The sequence below is a fragment of the Azospirillum sp. UENF 211521 genome (assembly GCF_058780535.1).
The window spans coordinates 808,891-824,997 of sequence record NZ_JBSNCF010000001.1; the positions used below are offsets into that span (position 1 = coordinate 808,891).

The window sequence follows — 16,107 nt, forward strand, 5'->3', positions numbered from 1 at the left end:
CCGGTGGTCCAGGGTATGCCTAAAAAACACTCATTTTTGCGGATGCGAGCGGGATGCCCGATTTTCGACCACAGACAAAGTCCGGATTTCTCCGCCGGGATTTGGTTCGTCCCGCCGATAATCATGCCTAAAAATTAGGCTCGCTTGCCGACGCGTGTCCCGTACCATGAATGTTTTTTGTCGGCACCATGAATGCATCCGTATGGTATCGGAATGGGGATCAGTCCGTGCCGCCCTCCAGCAGCCCATCCAGGCCGGGGAGGGTGTCAATTGCCGACAGGCGCTGGTGGAGCCGTTGCGCCGCCGTGGGTCCGATGGCGCGGTCGGCGCAGGCGAGGAACTTCGCGGCGTGGGCCTCCATCGACAGGGGGCGGGCGACGGTGCCGCGCGCCGAGGCGCAGAAGCGGCGGACGCTTTGCCCCGTGCGGGTCTCCACCGTCACGTCGGCGCCTTCTGGGGCGCCTTCCGGGGCCAGCCGCGCCCGCTCGGGATCGGCGTTCCAGCCGGGATCGGGCCGCAGGCTCACGCGCTCCATCGCCGCGCGCAGGCGCCGGTCGGCCAGCGTCGGCCCGCTCAGATGATCCAGAGTCAGGTCGCCGTGCAGCATCACGCAGGCCACCGCGAAGGGCAGGCTGAAGCGGGCTTCGCCGGGGGTGGCGGGGCGATCGTAGGTGAGGTTGGCGGCCACCACCGGCGGCACGACGCAGCGCACCGCGGTGATGTCCGATGGGTCCAGCCGGTGCTCCGCCATCAGGTCGCGCACCGCGTCGGCCGCGGCGTGCGAGGACAGGCAAACCGGATAGGCCTTGGTGTCGATGCCGGGGTCGAGCAGGTGCCACCGCCGGCCCAGCTCGTCCAGCGCCGTGACGTCGAAACGGCCCTGCGCCACCAGCCGGGCGAAGCCGCGCGGGTCCTCGACCACGCCGTGCGGCACCGCCCCGCCGCGCATCGCCAGACGCGCCGCGCGCAGCCCGTTCGCGGCGGCCTGGGCGGCCAGCAGCGGTTTGGCGCTCGTGCCGAAGCAGGCCCGCAGGCCGCCAGCCCCGCAGAGCGCGAAGGCGATGGCATCGGCGGCCCGGTCGCCGTCCAGCCGGAAGGCCTTGGCCGCCGCCGCCGCGGCACCGACGGTGCCGAACAGCGCGGTGGTCCACCAGCCGGCTTCGTACACGCCGTTGCCGAGGGCGATGGCCAGCGCGTATTCCGCCTCCGACCCGGCCACCACCGCGGTCAGCAGATCGGCCCCTGTCCCGCCGGCGGCCTCCACCGCGGCCAGGGCGGTCGGCACCACCACGGCGGAACCGTGGACGAAGCCGGCGTAGCAATTGTCGTCGAAATCCAGCGCGTGGGCGGCGGCGGTGTTCGCGAAGGCGGCCCCCTCGGCGCACAGCCGCCCGCCCCCCAGCAGGGTGCACGGACCGGCGGCGTAAATGTCCAGCGCTTCCTCCCGCGCCATGCGGGCGGCGTCGGCGCCGGCACCGGCCAGCGCCACGCCCAGCGTGTCGATGATGCAGCCGCGGCCGACCGCGGCGACCTCCTCGGGAATGCCGCCCCGTTCCAGACCGGCCAGCCAATGGCCGATGAGCCGGGCGGCGGGTGGGGAAGAGGGAGAGGCGGAGGGAGAGGTGGTCATGGCGGGGCCTCGCGCGAACGGTGGCGGACGATCCCGCGAAGCTGCCAGCGACCCTCACCCCGCCGTCAGGTCAAGAAAGGACTTTCATGATCGGGATGAATTGGATTCATAATGTGGCACCCCTCGGGCACCACCGCGCCCGCCGACCGACGGAACCCGCCACCCCCATGCGCCACCGCGACTTCGACCTGGATTCCCTTGAAGTGTTCGTGACGGTGGCGGAGCTGGGCAACATGACCCGCGCGGCGGGCCAGCTGGGGCTGACCCAGTCGGCCGTGTCGCACGTGGTGCGTCAACTGGAAACCGCCTTCGCCACGCAGCTGTTCGACCGGAGCATCCGGCCGATGGCGCTGACCGCCTCCGGCCACCGGCTGTGGCACTGGAGCAAGCGGATCCTCGGCGACGCCCGACAGTTGCCGGCGGTGATCGGCGGCAAGGACACGCTCTTCGTGCCGGAGCTGCGGCTCGGCTGCATCGACACGCTGGCCGCCCCCTTCATGCCGCGGCTGCTCCAGCAGCTGCGCGACAGCGTGCCGTCCTTCAGCATCGCGGCGGGGCTCAGCCGCCAGCTGCGGGAGCAGTTCATGGCCCGGCGCCTGGACGTCATCTTCACCAACGAGTCCTTCGACGACCTGGATCAGGTGGACAGCTTCCGGCTGCTCAGCGAGCCCTTCGTGCTCCTGGTGCCCCGCAGCGCGCCGGACGTCGCCGACGAGGCCGGGCTGCGCGCGCTCTCGCAGGCTTTGCCGCTGATCCGCAACACGGTGGACAGCAGCCTGGGCCGGATGGTGGACCAGCACCTGCGCCGGCTGGGCATGGAGATCCCGCGCAGCTTCGCCTTCGACGCCGTCGACACCATGATGGCGATGGTGGCGGAAGAGATGGGGTGGAGCCTGCTGCCGCCGACCGCGCTGGTGAAAAGCCGCCAGCATCTGGGGCGCCTGAAGGTGCTGCCCTTCCCGGCGGCCAGCTTCCGCCGGTCCGTCTTCGTGGTCGCCCGCAAGGGCGAGCTGGGGGCGCTGCCGGCGCGCATCCACAAGGCCGGCCGCGGCATCCTCACCCAGGGCTATTTCACGGACGTGCTCGCTTCCTCGCCCTGGCTGAAGCCGATGATCAGCCGCTGACGGACGGCGTCTCCGCCGCCCCGCTCATCCCGACTTCATCCGTCGGCGCGCGGCCGGCTCCCGCCGTGGCGCCGGCCCCCGGGCGCGACGCCGAAGGAGCGGCGGAAGGCATGGCCGAAGGCGCTCTGCGAGCTGTATCCGACCGTGCTCGCGACGCTGGCGACGTCGGCGCCGGGCCGCCCCAAGGCGGCGCGTGCGCGGGTGAGACGCCAGGCCCGCACATAGGCCAGCGGCGTCTGCCCCACCCGGCGGGTGAACTGTGCGGAGAAGGCGGCGCGCGACATGCCGGCGACGGCGGCGAGTTGGGCCACGGTCCATGGCCGTGCGATGTCGTCGTGAATGGCGCGCAGCACCCGGCCGAGGCGGGGGTCGGACAACGCGCCCAGCCAGCCCATCCCGACGGCCTCGCCACCCGCCGCATGGGCGCGGATCGCCTCCACCAGCAGCACGTCGGCGAGGCGGGCGGTCACGACCCCATGACCCAGAGGGGTCCGCTCCATCTCGTTCCCCAGCAGGGCGAGGATCGTCGACACCGGGCCCGATCCGGGGGAGGACCGCGGGATCAGCAGGGCTTCCGGCAGCATGTCGAGCAGGAAATCGGCGTTCCCGTCGGCGAAGGAGACGCTGCCGCCGATCGCGATCATGGCGTTTCCGCCAAGCCGCACGGTGTCGCGCCCGGGCATGCCGAAGAGGCTCTGGCCGTCGGTGCGGGGCAGGGCCGGATCGCTGGCGACGGCGTAGGGCGTGCGTCCGATGAGGCAGACGTCCCCAGCGCCCATCACACGGGGAGGGTGGCCCGGGAGGATCAGCCAGCTCGTGCCCTTCAGCAGCGCCACGAACTTCAAGCGGTCGAGCGCCGGGAACCCCAGCGCCCAGTCGTTTGCGGCCTCCAGCCGGGTCAGCCGGCTGACCCGGGGGCCGAGGACGTCCAGAACGTCCGACAACGGATCGGCAGCCAACCAAGACGATCGCGACAAAACCACGGACCCTCTCTTACCGATGATCTTGCACCATGCCTGAACTGAGTGTGCAAGGGAGAAAGGCAATGGGCATGGACGGCAAGGTCGTGGTCATCACCGGCGCGAGCAGCGGCATCGGCCGCGCCACCGCGATGCTGCTGGCCGAACAGGGGGCGTTCGTGGTCCTGGGCGCCCGCCGGGACAGCGCGCTGGCCGAGGTGTCGGGCGCGATCGCCGCGGCCGGCGGCATGGCCGTTCACAAGGTGACCGACGTTCGCCGGCGCGACGATCTCGAAGCTTTGGTCGCCCTTGCCGTCGAGCGGGGCGGCCGGGTCGATGTCCTGGTGAACAGCGCGGGCATCGGTCCGATCTCGCGCTTCGACGCGCTCCGCGTCGAGGATTGGGACGCGATGATCGACGTCAATCTGCGCGGGACGCTGTATGGCATCGCCGCCGTGCTGCCGCTGTTCCAGCGTCAGAAATCCGGCCACGTCATCAACATCGTTTCGACCGCCGGCCTCAAGATCCTGCCCACCATGGGGGTCTATGCCGCGACGAAGAACGCGGTGCGCACCGCCACCGAAGCCCTGCGTCAGGAGGCCGGACCGCATCTGCGGGTGACCGAGATTTCTCCGGGCTTCGTCGCAACCGATTTCGCAGCCTCCATGACCGACCCCGCCATACGGGAGGCGATGGCGAAGCGGGCGGCCACGGTCTCGATCCCGCCGGAAGCGATCGCCCGCGGCGTCGTCTATGCCATCGAGCAACCGGATGACGTCGATGTCGGCAGCGTCGTGATCCGGCCGACGGCCCAGGACTGAACGCCGACTGGCCAGGAGCGTCACACCGTGACGCGCATCGCCGCCGCATCGGCGGGGGCCTTCCGATGCACCGAAGCGCCGTCCACACGCCGCAGCTTGTCCGGGTTCCTGGTGATGTAGAGCGCGACGATCCTTCCCCGCTCGATCTGCAGGGCGGTGGTCTGCACGATCCCGCCGCTCTCCACCGACAGGAAACCGGGGAGGCCGTCGATGACGGCGTAGCGCAGGAGACGGGACGGAGACCGTTCGAACTCCTGCGCGAGCTGGGCGTGCCGGGCCATCACCTCCTCGATTCCGATCAGCGGGCGCTGCGAGGCCGGCACCTTGCCGCCGCCGTCCGTGCGGGCGGCCACATCGTCGGCAAGCAGCAGGCGCAGCCGGTCCAGGTCGCCATGACGCGACGCGGTGAAGAAGGCGGCGGCGATCTCCAGCCCCTGCTCCTTCGTCACCGGGAAGCGCGGGCGGGCCGCCCGTATGTGGTCGCGCGCCCGGCTGGCCAGTTTGCGGCAGGCCGCGGCGTCGCGGCCTATGGCGCTGGCGACGTCGTCGAAGCCCATCCCGAACACGTCGTGGAGCAGAAAGGCCGCCCGCTCCAGCGGCGACAGACGCTCCAGCGCGATCATCAGGGGAAGCGTGATGTCGTCGATGGCCTCCGTTTCCTCCGCGTCGACGATCGGTTCCGGCAGCCACGGCCCGATGTAGGTTTCGCGCCGGCGCCGCGCCGATTTCAGCTCGTTCAGGCAGAGGCGCGTGACGATGGTGTGCAGCAAGGCCGCCGGCTGCCGGACCGTCTCAGGGTCGGTCGCCAGCCAGCGGAGATAGGCATCGTGAACGACGTCCTCGGCGTCCGCCACTGATCCGAGCATCCGGTAGGCGAGCCGGACGAGGCGGGGGCGAAGGGCGGAGAAGGGCGGGTCGGCGGGGGCGTCGGTCATGGTCCTGCGGCCTCGTCATGCCTTCGTCAGTCCGCGTGAACGGCGCTGACCCTGTAGAGGCTCGGCGCGACCGATGTCGCGAGACCCGCGAACCTCCTGAGTTGCTCCTGCGTCTCGGGCTTCCTCATGAATCCCTCGAAGTGCTCTCTGGAGGCCCATTGGGCGTAGTTGACGACCGTCTTCCCGTCGAGGCTGCTGTGGACGCTGACCGACAGGAAGCCGGGCTGGTGGCGGATGGTGCTTTCGGTCGCTTCCGACAGCGCCTTCGCCAGGTCGGCCTGCTTCTCCGGCTCGACCTCGTAGATGTTTATCAGCGTCAGGCACGAGGACCGAGGATCAATCACCGCTGTGTTCTTGGCCATCGTCGTCTCCCTTGAAGGTTCAGCAACGAGGGGGATGACAAGGCCCGCCCCCGGACTGTGACATCCGGGGCGGAAAAAATAAGAAGCGGCGGCCTACGGTGCGGCCGGTGCGGTGGTTCGGGCGGGGCGGCCCTCGATGGGGTAGGCGGGGTCGTTGTAGCCGGGGGAGGAGGGGTGTCCGGTCGTCACCAGACGGTCGACCAGCGCCTCGTCCTCGGCGGTGAAGGTGTAATCCAGCGCGGCGAGGTAGGCGCGCCATTGCTCCTCGGTGCGCGGCCCGGCGATCGGAGCGGTGACCAGGCGATTGTTGAGCACCCAGGCGACGGCGAACTGCCCCGGCGTGATGCCGCGGGCCTCGGCGTGACGCTTGATCTCCTGGGCGATCTCCAGGCTTTCCGGGCGCCATTCGGTGTTCATCATGCGCCGGTCCTTGCGGCCGGCGCGGGTGTCGGCGGAGGGCTCATCCCCCGGCCGGTACTTGCCGGTGAGCACGCCGCGGGCGAGCGGGCTGTAAGGAACCACCCCCAGCCCGTAATGGCCGCAGGCGGGCAGGATCTCGACCTCCGGCATGCGGTTGAGCGCGTTGTAATAGGGCTGGCAGGCCACCGGCCGGTCGATGCCCAGAACGTCGCACAACCGGCAGATCTCGGCGATGCGCCAGGACCGGACGTTCGACACGCCGAACGCGCGGATCTTGCCGCTGCGGATCAGGTCGCCCAGAGCGGCGACGGTCTCCTCCAGCGGGGTGTCGGGGTCCTCGCGGTGCAGATAGTAGAGGTCGATCCAGTCCGTGCCCAGCCGCCGGAGGCTCGCGTCGCACGCCACGTTCAGCCGGCGCCGCGAGAGGCCCCGCTGGTTCGGACCGGGGCCCGTGGGGTTGCCGACCTTGGTCGCCACCACCCAGCGCTCGCGGTCGCCCTTCACGGCGCGGCCGACGATCTCCTCCGAGCGGCCGTCGTTGTAGACGTCGGCGGTGTCGATGAAGTTGATGCCGGCCTCCGCGGCGTGGGCGATGATGCGCCCCGCCGTCGGTTCGTCGGTGGGGCCGCCGAACATCATGGCGCCGAGGCAGAGCGGCGACACCTTCACGCCGCTGCGGCCGAGCTTGCGGTAGTTCATCCTTGCCACCCTCCCATTGTGCTGCTTTGGCCTGAGATGGCCCGCGTTTCCCCATCATCGGAGCCGTCCGTCATCCCGGACGAAGCAAGCTTAGCCGACCTTGCGGGAAACGGGGACCATCTCATCCCGGCCGGGCGGTCTTCGGCGATCAGTCGGCCTTGTAGGCGAGCTTGCGGTCGGCCGCCGGCGGCAGGAACTGGCGGGTGAAGACCTGTTCCGGCTTGGGTGTGGCGGTCAGCTGGTAGCCTTCGACCATGATGCCGATCGAGCGGGCGAGGCGGGCGTCGTCCACGTCGCCGAGGCCGAGGCGGTCGACTTCGGGCGAGAGGATGAGCTGCTCGTAGGAGAACTTCATGCGGGCGCGTTCAAGCTCCTCCTTGGCCAGATTGTCGTAGGCGAGGACCGCCTTGACCCCGGCCTCGGCATTCACGCCGATCTCCACCGCCGCCTTGTTGACCGCGCGGACGAGGCCGGCCACGGCCGCCGGGTTCTCCTTGACCAGCTTCTGGGAGACCATCATGCCGTTGGAATAGAGGTCGAGGCCGAACTCGCCGAACAGCAGCCAGTTGTAGTCCTTGGCGGGGTCCTGGCGGTTGTTGATCAGGTTGAACCAGCTGGTGATGTTGAAGACCAGGGCGCCGTCGATGTCGCCCTTGATCAGCATCGGCTCCTGCAGGTTCGGCCCCATGTTCTCGATGGCGACCTTGGTCATGTCGACCTTGTTGAGCGTGCCGAGCACGGTGACGAGGCGGGTGGTCGGGGTGCCCTGGGCGCCGCCCAGCTTCTTGCCGACAAGATCGGCGGGCGTCGTGATGTGGGTCGCCTTCTTCGAGACGATGGCGAAGGGCGGCTTGTTCCAGAGCTGGTAGACCATGATCGGAACCTCGCCGGGGCGGGTCGCCGCGTTCTGGATGATCGCGTTGATGTCGCCGAAGCCGGCGTCGTAGGCGCCCGACATGATGCGGGTCACCGTGGCCGCCGACCCTTCGCCCTGGTCGATGGTGACGTTCAGCCCCTCGGCCTTGAAGTAGCCCTTCTGCTGCGCCAGCAGGAAGGGCGCGTCGGAGCCCTGGGTCTTCCAGCCGAGCGTGAACTTGATGTTGGTTTCGGCCAACGCCGGCCCGCTAAGGCCCGGCCCACTCAGGCAAAGACCGAGCGCAAGCGTCGAGAGAAGCGTTTTCAACATGGGAGGCTCCGTTTCGGGATGAAGGGTCAGGCGGAAGCAAAGCCCTGGCGGCGGGTGGCCCAGCCGGTGACGCGCGCCTCGACGAGCGAGAAGGCGACGTAGAGCAGGATGCCGAGGCCGGCGAGCAGGAAGAGGCCGGCGAAGACCAGCGGCACGTCGAAGTTCGAGGAGGCCGTCATCATCACGTTGCCGATGCCCTTGTTGGAGGCGACGGTTTCCGACAGCACGCTGCCGACGAAGGCGAAGGTGACGGCGATCTTCAGCGAGGCGAAGAAGAAGGGCATGGTGCGGGGCAGCCCGACGTTCCACAGGATGTCGAGCTTGCTGGCGCCGAGCGACTTCAGGACGTCCTCCAGCTCCGGCTCGGTGGTGGCGAGGCCGGTCGCGATGTTGACGACGATCGGGAAGAAGCACATGGCGAGCGCGGTGAGGATGGCCGGCGTGGCACCCGATCCGAACCACAGCACGAAGATCGGCACCACCGCGACCTTGGGGATCGAGGAGAAGCCGATCAGCAGCGGATAGACCGTGTCGTAGGCGGTGCGGGAGACGCCGATGGCCGCCCCGATGACCACCCCGACGGTGACGCCCAGGACGAAGCCGATCATCGTGGTCCAGAGGGTTTGCAGCACATGGGGCCACAGGATGCCGAGGCGGTCGAACAGCGTCGCGAACACCTGGCTGGGGCGGGGAAGGACCAGATCGGAGACCTGGAGGGCGAGGCAGAGGATTTCCCAGGTCGCGAAGAAGCCGAGGATGAGGATGCCGGCCCAGAGACGGCGGCGCAGTTCGTAGCTCATGGCTCAGGCTCCGCGGATGGCGGTGTCGGTGCGCGCGTCGATGATGAGGTCGCGCAGCCTCTGATTGAGGGCGACGAACTCGGAATCGAAGGTCATCTGGATCGTGCGCGGGCGGGGGAAGTCGACGGCGCTGTCGTCGATGATGCGGCCGGGGCGGGCGCTCATCACGCAGACGCGCGAGGCGAGGAATCCCGCCTCCTTCAGGTCGTGGGTGATGAGCAGGACGGTCGGCTTGCGCTTCAGCCACAGGGATTGCATCGTCCCCCACAGCTCCTCGCGGGTGAACTGGTCGAGCGCGCCGAACGGCTCGTCGAGCAGCAGGAGGCTCGGCTCATGGATGAGGGCGCGGCACAGGTTGGCGCGCTGCAGCATCCCGCCCGACAGCTGCCAGGGATAATGGCCGGCGAATTTGTCGAGTCCGACATCGGCCAGCAGGGCATGCACCCGGTCGCGATACTCCGTCTTGCGCTTGGCGCGGTAGTCGGAGCGGAAGGGCCGCACGATCTTCAGCGGCAGCATGACGTTCCGCTCGATGGTCAGCCAGGGCAGCATGGTCGGATTCTGGAAGGCCATGCCGATGCGCAGGGCCTTGGCCGCCACCTCGCGCCCGCCGACGAGGACGGCCCCCCGGCTCGGTTGCAGCAGGCCGGCGGTCAGCCGCAGGATCGTCGACTTCCCGCAGCCCGACGGCCCGACCAGGGCGACGAACTCGCCCGCGGCGATCCGAAGGCTCGTCTCCTGCAGAGCTGCGACCGACTTGCCCGGCGCGCCGAACGAGACGGCGGCCTGGGAAAGCTCGACGGCGATGGCGGGACGGCCTTGCGGGATGGCGTGGGGTGGGGACATGCGGCGCACCTCGTGACGGACTGATAAACTGTATGCAACAGATGCGCCAGTTTCCGGGATGCGCCGCGCCCCACGTCGCGGGTGACCAGCGTTTGGCAAGGAAAAGTGTGTACAATTTATGCATGCGTTTGATTTGTGCAGTGTGGTGAGGCTGTTGCATCCAAATGCGGCACTTGGCGAGTTGAATTCCCGCCCGACCTCGCTTATGCAGAGCGGGGCTGGAGAGGGCGGCGATGGTCGAGGAAAAGCGTTCGAGGAAAACCGGAGGCGACCGTGTCGCGGTGATCTGCACGGCCTTGCGGCGCGCGATCATCGAGCGGGCCCTTTCGCCGGGGGACCGGTTGCCGGAGGACTCGTTGGGCGAACGCTTCGGCGTCAGCCGGACCATCGCCCGCAGCGCGCTCGGGCAACTGGCGGCGGAAGGTCTCGTCGATCTGCGCCGGAACCGCATCGCCGTGGTCGCCGTGCCGTCCTTCGAGGACGCGCGGGACATCTTCGACATCCGGGTCGATCTCGAGCGTCAGGTCGTCCGGCATCTGGCCGGCAAGCTGACCGACGCCCAGGTGAAGCAGCTGAAGGCCATCGTCGACGCCGAACATCAGGCCCGGCACGGCGCGGAGGGGATTTCGATCCGCCTGGCGACGGAATTCCATGTCCGGCTGGCGGAGATGACCGGCAAGCCCGTTCTGATCCGCTATGTGACGGAGATCTGCTACCGCGCGGGACTGTCTCTGGCGGTCTTCAGCCGGCCCCATTCGTCCGAATGCGCGGTGAATGAGCATCTGGAACTGATCGAGGCGATCCGGACCGGCCCCGCCGACAAGGCCTGCGCCCTCATGGACGAGCATCTGGAGGCCGTGGCTTCCCGCGCCCTGCTGCAAAGCTCGGGCGCCAGGAGCCGCGACCTCATGGATATCCTGGCGCCCTACACGGAATAAGCGCGCCAGGATACCCGGGACCCGTTCAGGTCAGCGGGCGCAGGAGGGATCGAGGATCCATTCGGCGCTGTCGTTCCAGACGTCGGTTTCCACGATCAGGCCGTCCCGAACCACGAAGCGGTCGACGTAGCGGTTGTTGTCGAAGGGGGTGCCGTCCGGCCAGGCGCCGTACAGGTAGCCGAGGCTGTAGACGATGGTTTCCGTCTCGGCCGGCACCACGTCGTAGCGCTCGATCCGCTTCTTCACCCATTTGTAGCGCGCGGCGTTGAAGCCGGTCGGCCCGCTCGGCGTGTCGAAAACGCGATGCCCGGTGAACCGGCAGATGAAGCCCGGCGCCACATGCTTCGCCGCGCGCACGGGATCAGGGGCCATGGAGGCGTCCAGGTAGTCCTTCACGGCCTGCAGGTCGCGTTCGCTCATCTCACTCATTTGGTCCTCCGCAAGTGTCGTCACATTGGTATCAAAAGTGCATACGGTTTTCCCATGCAAACGATACGCCGGATGTAAGATGCCGCAGAACCCGATTTTCGATCTTCTCCTGCGCAACGCCCGCCTGAGCGGCGGGCAGGGCCTGCAGGACGTCGCCGTCCGTCAGGGACGGATCGCCGCCATCGGCCACGGCCTCGCCGGGACCGCCGTCCTTGAGGAGGACGCCGGCGGGCGTGTCGTCCTGCCGGGGCTGGTCGACACGCACATCCATCTCGACAAATCCTGCCTGCTCTGCCGGTGCCGCGATGCCGGCGGCGGCCTCAAGGGGGCGATCGCCGCGGTGTCCCGCCTGAAGAGGGACTTCACGGTCGAGGACGTCTACGAGCGCGGAGCCCGCACCCTGGAGCGCGCGATCACCCAGGGCACCATGTTCATGCGGGCCCATGTGGAGCTCGATCCGCTGGTCGGCCTGCGCAGTTTCGAGGCCATGAAGCGCCTCAAGCGGGATTACGCCTTCGCCATCGATCTGTCGATCTGCGTCTTTCCGCAGGAGGGGATGACCCACGATCCGGCGGTCGAAGGGCTGCTGGTCCAGGCCCTGGAGCAGGGGGCCGATCTCCTGGGCGGCTGCCCCTACACCGATGCCGATCCGTCCCTGCAGATGGAGCGGATCTTCGCCCTGGCGGTGGCGCACGACGTCGATCTCGATTTCCACCTGGATTTCGACCTCGATCCGAGCTGGTCGCATCTTGAGGAGATTTGCCGACGGACGATGGCGGCGGGCTGGCAGGGGCGGGTCGCCGTCGGCCATGCCACCAAGCTCGCGGCCATCGACGAGGCCGCTCTGGAGCGGATGATCGCGCTCCTCGCCGATGCCGGCGTGGGCGTGACGGCCTTGCCCGCGACGGATCTCTACCTCAACGGGCGCGACGCCAACCATCGGGCCCCGCGCGGGGTGGCGCCGGTTCACCGGCTGGCGGACGGTGGCGTGACCGTCTCGGTCGCGACCAACAACGTCCTGAATCCCTTCACGCCCTTCGGCGACGGCTCGCTGATCCGGATGGGAAATCTCTATGCGAACCTTATGCAGCTCGGGCCTGAACGCTTCGGCGACTGCCTCGGCATGATCTCGACCGGGGCCGCCCGGCTGATGCGGATTGCCGACTATGGCATCGCGGTCGGCGGATGGGCGGACCTGATCGTGCTCGACGCCGATGACGAGGCCGACGCCTTCGGCGGCATCGCCGCGCCCCTCATGGGGTTCAAGCGCGGCCGCAAGAGCTTTGTTCGACCGGCGGCGACGCTGGTGAGGTAGCGGCTGCCCGGCCGGGGCGATGCCGTGCGCTCCTGCCGGTTCAGGAATGCTGCGTTGTCGCGGCGCTCAAAGCCCCTCGCCGTCGGCCGTCTGCGGCGGCGGAATGGCCAGCCCGGCCTTGCGCAGCCCATCGACGATCCGGGCGATGGTGTCCGGGTGGATGTTGCGTCGCTCGAACTCGGTGACCGCTTTGACCGGGAAGTTCGGGTCGAGTCGCAGGATCTCCGAGACCGCCTTCGCCGCCTCGGCCCGGTTGCCGGTCTGGCCGTGGATCATCGCCAGAGCGACATGGCCGAGAAGAACCTCCCGCCCCAGATTGGCCCGCCGCATCTCATCGAGCGCGTCAGCGTAGCGGCCATGCACGTAATGATAGGTGGCGATCACGATGCGGTACCAGCTCGGCTGCGCCGGGTTGCGGGCGAAGGCTTCGCGGATCAGCGGGATCCCGCGCTCCCATTCGCCGGTCAGGCTGTAGCAGCGCCCCAGGTCGGCGAGCGTCGCGCTGTCGTTCGGGTTGAGCGCGAGCGCCCGCTCGTACGCCTCGATGCTGCGCTGCGGCTCGCGGCGCAGCCACCAGGCAAGCCCGAGCGCCTGATGGGACAGGGCGCTGTCCGGCGCCAGCGCCACCGCGCGCTCGGCCATTTGCAGCCCGTCATTGATCGGATCGGGGCGCGCCGGGCTGGGGTTGAAGCCGAGCCGGGCTTCGTCGATGGTGACCATGGCGAGCGCCGCCCAGGCTTCCGGGTAGCCGGGGTCGCTCCTCGTCGTCCGTTCCAGGCAATCCCGCACTTCGGCGTGGATGGAGGCGCTGAGCTGGCGCCAGTACTGGCGGGCGCGCAGAAGGCAGGCGTAGGACGACAGGTCCTGCGGTGCGTGCTGGCTGTTCAGCCGCGTTTCCTCGCGCTCGATCACGCCGTCCGATTGCGCCAGGGTGCGGGCGACCTGGACGGCGATGTCATGGCGCAGATCCAGCAGCCTGGCCGGCGTGACGGCGCGGCGGAAACTGTCCGACCACAGGTAGCGATGGTCCTTGGCGGCGATCAGCGTGGCCGTGACCTGGATGTAGTCGCCGGTTTGGGCGACGCTGCCCTTGAGCATGTAGTCGACGCGAGTGGCCGGCACGGCCTCGCGCAGGGCCGGCGCCGACGGATAGCGGAAGCTGGTGTCGGCGCCGAAGACCAGGAAATCCTCGAAGCGGACGAGCGCGGCGACGACATCCTCGGTGATGCCGTCGGCGACGAGGTCGAGAGCGGGGTCGCCGGAGCCGTTGGCGAAGGGCAGAACCAGCAGCGCCGGTCCGCGAACCGCTCGCTGTGTTGCGGCTGGTGCGGTGGCGCGCTCCGCGACGGTCTTCGACGGGGCGGGGGCGATGCCGCGCCAGCCGGCGTACAGAGCGGCCACGGCCAGCAGCATGACGATGGCCGCGACGGCCAAGCAGCGGAGTGGACGGCCGATGCGATGTCCGATCACCAGCGTCGCGTGGGGCGGATGCAGCCGTTCACCGGTTGGCCCCGGTGCCGGACCGGCGGCTTCGTCCGCAAGGTCGGCCCCGGCCGTGACCGGCACCAGGGAGAATTGGGGAGCGTAGCCACCCTTGGGAATGGCGATGCGCAGGGGGTCGGCGGCGCCTTCGGTCAGATAATAGTGCTCCAGCGCGCGGCGAAGGCGGCCGGCCTGGATGCGGACCACCGGATCGAGCAGCGGGTCGAAGCTGGCGTCGCGGTCGAACACGTCCATGGCGATGGTGTAGGCCTTGATGCGGTTGGCGCGCCCGGCCAGAGCCTCCTGCACGATGAATTGCAGGAAGCGTCGCCCGCGGGCGGAACCGCGCAGGCTGCGGCTGCCCAGCACGCGCGCCAGCGCCGCCTCGATGAGCGGTGGCGTGATGGTGGAGGCGGTCAAATGCGTGCTCTGCGGTCCGTCGGAAGTGTGAAGCACGACGCCCTCCTTCCGTTGCGTCCATCCGGCAGTCGCTCCGACGCGGCAAGCGGTTGCCGCAGCCTGCGCTTCCGGACGGTAGTCCTGCATCAGCCAAAAACCATAGATTGTAAAAGGCATGATCCTGAGGCGGGAGGCGTAACATCAAGGAAATCAGTGCGAATGCACGAAAAGTTTCCAAAAAAGGATGGCGTGCACGAGCATTGCAGAATGTCATGCCACGTCATGGGCCGGGCGCATTCTAAACCGGAGAATTGGTGGCTGGAACACTCGCGGATGGTATAGGCGATTTACACCAAGACCCTCGCTCCACTGATTCGCTCGGAATATTGGCCTTTACCTTTTCGTGCAGCACACAAAGGCGTGTTGTCCGCCTGTTACGGTATCAAAGCCAACCGTTTCACGCTTCAAGGCAACGGGCAATCCGGTGCAGGGTGTCCGGGAGCAACGTCCGGAACAAGGCAGGCATCCCGGCGCTCATCCAGGACCGGGGAGAACAGCCCATGTCGGATAAGCTGCGGCACGTCGTGGAGCGGTTCCCGGATTTGGAGGAGATGATCAAGCAACAGAGCGCGGACAACCGGTTTTTCCGTAGTCTCTGCGAAGACTATGGAGAAGCTGTCGACGTTCTGCGCGGCTGGGAGGCATCGAGCCGCGGCCGACGCTCGAAACGCACCGTCGCGTGCCGGGCTCTCATCGCGGATCTGGAACAGGAAATCCTGCTCGAACTCCAGAACCGGATCGACGGTGTGTGACCACCCGCTGGTTTTGCGGCCGAATTCGCCGCCAATTCTGCCAATGGACCGCCAGTCCCGTCACGGATCACGTTGAACACCCGTCCGCGAGGATGATGAGCATGGCAAAAAAACGGAAAGCCGTCCAAAGCGTGGAGCACGAACAACCAAAGCTCAAGCGGCGGGAGTATGAAAGCGCGCTTGCGGAGCTTCACGTCGAACTGGTGAAACTCCAACAGTGGATCGTTCACAAAGGCATGAAGGTCTGTGTCGTCTTCGAAGGGCGCGACACCGCCGGCAAGGGCGGCACCATCAAGGCCATCACCGAGCGCGTGAGCCCACGCGTGTTCCGCGTCATCGCCCTGCCCACGCCGACCGAGCGTGAAAAGTCGCAAATGTACATCCAGCGCTACATTCCGCATCTGCCGGCGGCCGGAGAATTCGTCATCTTCGACCGCAGCTGGTACAACCGCGCCGGGGTCGAGCGGGTGATGGGCTTTTGCAGCGAGGATCAGGCCAAGCGTTTCCTCGACGCCGTCCCCAGCGTGGAAAAGGCCATCATCGAGTCCGGGGTGATTCTGCTGAAATACTGGCTGGAAGTCAGTCCGAAGGAGCAGACGCGCCGGCTGCAGGCACGGATCGACGACGGGCGGAAGGTTTGGAAGCTGTCGCCGATGGATTTGAAGTCCTACGGCCGCTGGTACGACTATTCCCGCGCCCGCGACGACATGTTCGCGGAGACGGACACCTCCTGGGCCCCATGGTTCGTCGCGCGGTCGGACGACAAGAGGCGGGCGCGTTTGAACATCATCCGGCACATGCTCGACCACATCCCCTACGAGGAACTGCCCAGGGAAACCGTGAAGCTGCCCAAGCGCCAGGACCCGGACGGCTACGAGGACCCCAACTACCCGTCAAAGGTCATTCCGGAGTTGCCATGGCCAGCAGGGTGACGCCGGGCGTTCATTGAA

General features: G+C 68.1%; 16 protein-coding genes. 6 read left to right on the forward strand and 10 right to left on the reverse strand.

Annotated features, from left to right (window positions below; all coding sequences use genetic code 11):
* Positions 1 to 220: 220 nt before the first annotated feature.
* Positions 221 to 1,630, reverse strand: a complete 1,410-nt coding sequence (locus ACWPN5_RS03830) for an MmgE/PrpD family protein (RefSeq protein ID WP_492294330.1) — start codon at positions 1,628 to 1,630, stop codon at positions 221 to 223.
* Between the two features lie 167 nt (positions 1,631 to 1,797).
* Between ACWPN5_RS03830 and ACWPN5_RS03835 the strand changes: the two genes are divergently transcribed.
* Entirely contained in the window at positions 1,798 to 2,754 is a 957-nt protein-coding gene (locus ACWPN5_RS03835; RefSeq protein ID WP_247888235.1) for a LysR family transcriptional regulator, read from the forward strand.
* Between the two features lie 35 nt (positions 2,755 to 2,789).
* Here ACWPN5_RS03835 and ACWPN5_RS03840 read toward each other — a convergent pair whose 3' ends face one another.
* Positions 2,790 to 3,713 (reverse strand): AraC family transcriptional regulator, encoded by a 924-nt coding sequence (locus tag ACWPN5_RS03840; protein WP_492294333.1) that lies wholly within the window; start codon positions 3,711 to 3,713, stop codon positions 2,790 to 2,792.
* 92 nt (positions 3,714 to 3,805) lie between these two features.
* Between ACWPN5_RS03840 and ACWPN5_RS03845 the strand changes: the two genes are divergently transcribed.
* Positions 3,806 to 4,534 carry an SDR family oxidoreductase gene (locus tag ACWPN5_RS03845; RefSeq protein WP_492294335.1) on the forward strand — a complete coding sequence of 243 codons (729 nt, stop codon included), beginning with the start codon at positions 3,806 to 3,808 and terminating at the stop codon, positions 4,532 to 4,534.
* A gap of 20 nt (positions 4,535 to 4,554) precedes the next feature.
* Here ACWPN5_RS03845 and ACWPN5_RS03850 read toward each other — a convergent pair whose 3' ends face one another.
* The 6 genes from ACWPN5_RS03850 to ACWPN5_RS03875 all read right to left on the reverse strand — a co-directional run bounded on the left by ACWPN5_RS03850 (position 4,555) and on the right by ACWPN5_RS03875 (position 9,782).
* The gene (locus tag ACWPN5_RS03850; protein ID WP_492294337.1) at positions 4,555 to 5,469 is read right to left on the reverse strand and encodes a sigma-70 family RNA polymerase sigma factor; all 915 of its coding nucleotides are present in this window, start codon (positions 5,467 to 5,469) and stop codon (positions 4,555 to 4,557) included.
* Between the two features lie 26 nt (positions 5,470 to 5,495).
* Positions 5,496 to 5,831, reverse strand: a complete 336-nt coding sequence (locus tag ACWPN5_RS03855) for an antibiotic biosynthesis monooxygenase family protein (protein ID WP_200480046.1) — start codon at positions 5,829 to 5,831, stop codon at positions 5,496 to 5,498.
* A gap of 93 nt (positions 5,832 to 5,924) precedes the next feature.
* Entirely contained in the window at positions 5,925 to 6,950 is a 1,026-nt protein-coding gene (locus tag ACWPN5_RS03860; RefSeq protein ID WP_492294340.1) for an aldo/keto reductase, read from the reverse strand.
* A gap of 148 nt (positions 6,951 to 7,098) precedes the next feature.
* Positions 7,099 to 8,064, reverse strand: a complete 966-nt coding sequence (locus tag ACWPN5_RS03865) for an ABC transporter substrate-binding protein (RefSeq protein WP_492294342.1) — start codon at positions 8,062 to 8,064, stop codon at positions 7,099 to 7,101.
* A gap of 98 nt (positions 8,065 to 8,162) precedes the next feature.
* Positions 8,163 to 8,936 (reverse strand): ABC transporter permease, encoded by a 774-nt coding sequence (locus ACWPN5_RS03870; protein WP_145682210.1) that lies wholly within the window; start codon positions 8,934 to 8,936, stop codon positions 8,163 to 8,165.
* Positions 8,937 to 8,939: 3 nt separating this feature from the next.
* Positions 8,940 to 9,782 carry an ABC transporter ATP-binding protein gene (locus ACWPN5_RS03875; protein ID WP_145682209.1) on the reverse strand — a complete coding sequence of 281 codons (843 nt, stop codon included), beginning with the start codon at positions 9,780 to 9,782 and terminating at the stop codon, positions 8,940 to 8,942.
* Positions 9,783 to 10,015: 233 nt separating this feature from the next.
* On the opposite strand from ACWPN5_RS03875, the gene ACWPN5_RS03880 reads away from it, so the two are divergent.
* Positions 10,016 to 10,720 (forward strand): GntR family transcriptional regulator, encoded by a 705-nt coding sequence (locus ACWPN5_RS03880; RefSeq protein WP_145682208.1) that lies wholly within the window; start codon positions 10,016 to 10,018, stop codon positions 10,718 to 10,720.
* Between the two features lie 30 nt (positions 10,721 to 10,750).
* On the opposite strand, the gene ACWPN5_RS03885 is transcribed toward ACWPN5_RS03880, so the two are convergent.
* Positions 10,751 to 11,149 (reverse strand): nuclear transport factor 2-like protein, encoded by a 399-nt coding sequence (locus tag ACWPN5_RS03885; RefSeq protein WP_492294345.1) that lies wholly within the window; start codon positions 11,147 to 11,149, stop codon positions 10,751 to 10,753.
* 79 nt (positions 11,150 to 11,228) lie between these two features.
* Here ACWPN5_RS03885 and ACWPN5_RS03890 point away from each other — a divergent pair, with 79 nt between their 5' ends.
* Positions 11,229 to 12,464 (forward strand): amidohydrolase family protein, encoded by a 1,236-nt coding sequence (locus ACWPN5_RS03890; RefSeq protein ID WP_145682206.1) that lies wholly within the window; start codon positions 11,229 to 11,231, stop codon positions 12,462 to 12,464.
* Positions 12,465 to 12,530: 66 nt separating this feature from the next.
* Here ACWPN5_RS03890 and ACWPN5_RS03895 read toward each other — a convergent pair whose 3' ends face one another.
* Positions 12,531 to 14,402: a tetratricopeptide repeat protein gene (locus ACWPN5_RS03895; protein ID WP_492294347.1), complete on the reverse strand. Its 1,872-nt coding sequence runs from the start codon at positions 14,400 to 14,402 to the stop codon at positions 12,531 to 12,533.
* A gap of 503 nt (positions 14,403 to 14,905) precedes the next feature.
* Between ACWPN5_RS03895 and ACWPN5_RS03900 the strand changes: the two genes are divergently transcribed.
* Both ACWPN5_RS03900 and ppk2 read left to right on the forward strand, forming a co-directional pair.
* Positions 14,906 to 15,157: a hypothetical protein gene (locus ACWPN5_RS03900; RefSeq protein ID WP_145682204.1), complete on the forward strand. Its 252-nt coding sequence runs from the start codon at positions 14,906 to 14,908 to the stop codon at positions 15,155 to 15,157.
* Positions 15,154 to 16,089: a polyphosphate kinase 2 gene (gene ppk2, locus ACWPN5_RS03905; RefSeq protein ID WP_492294349.1), complete on the forward strand. Its 936-nt coding sequence runs from the start codon at positions 15,154 to 15,156 to the stop codon at positions 16,087 to 16,089. Before ACWPN5_RS03900 ends, ppk2 begins: the two co-directional genes overlap by 4 nt.
* Positions 16,090 to 16,107 lie beyond the last annotated feature (18 nt).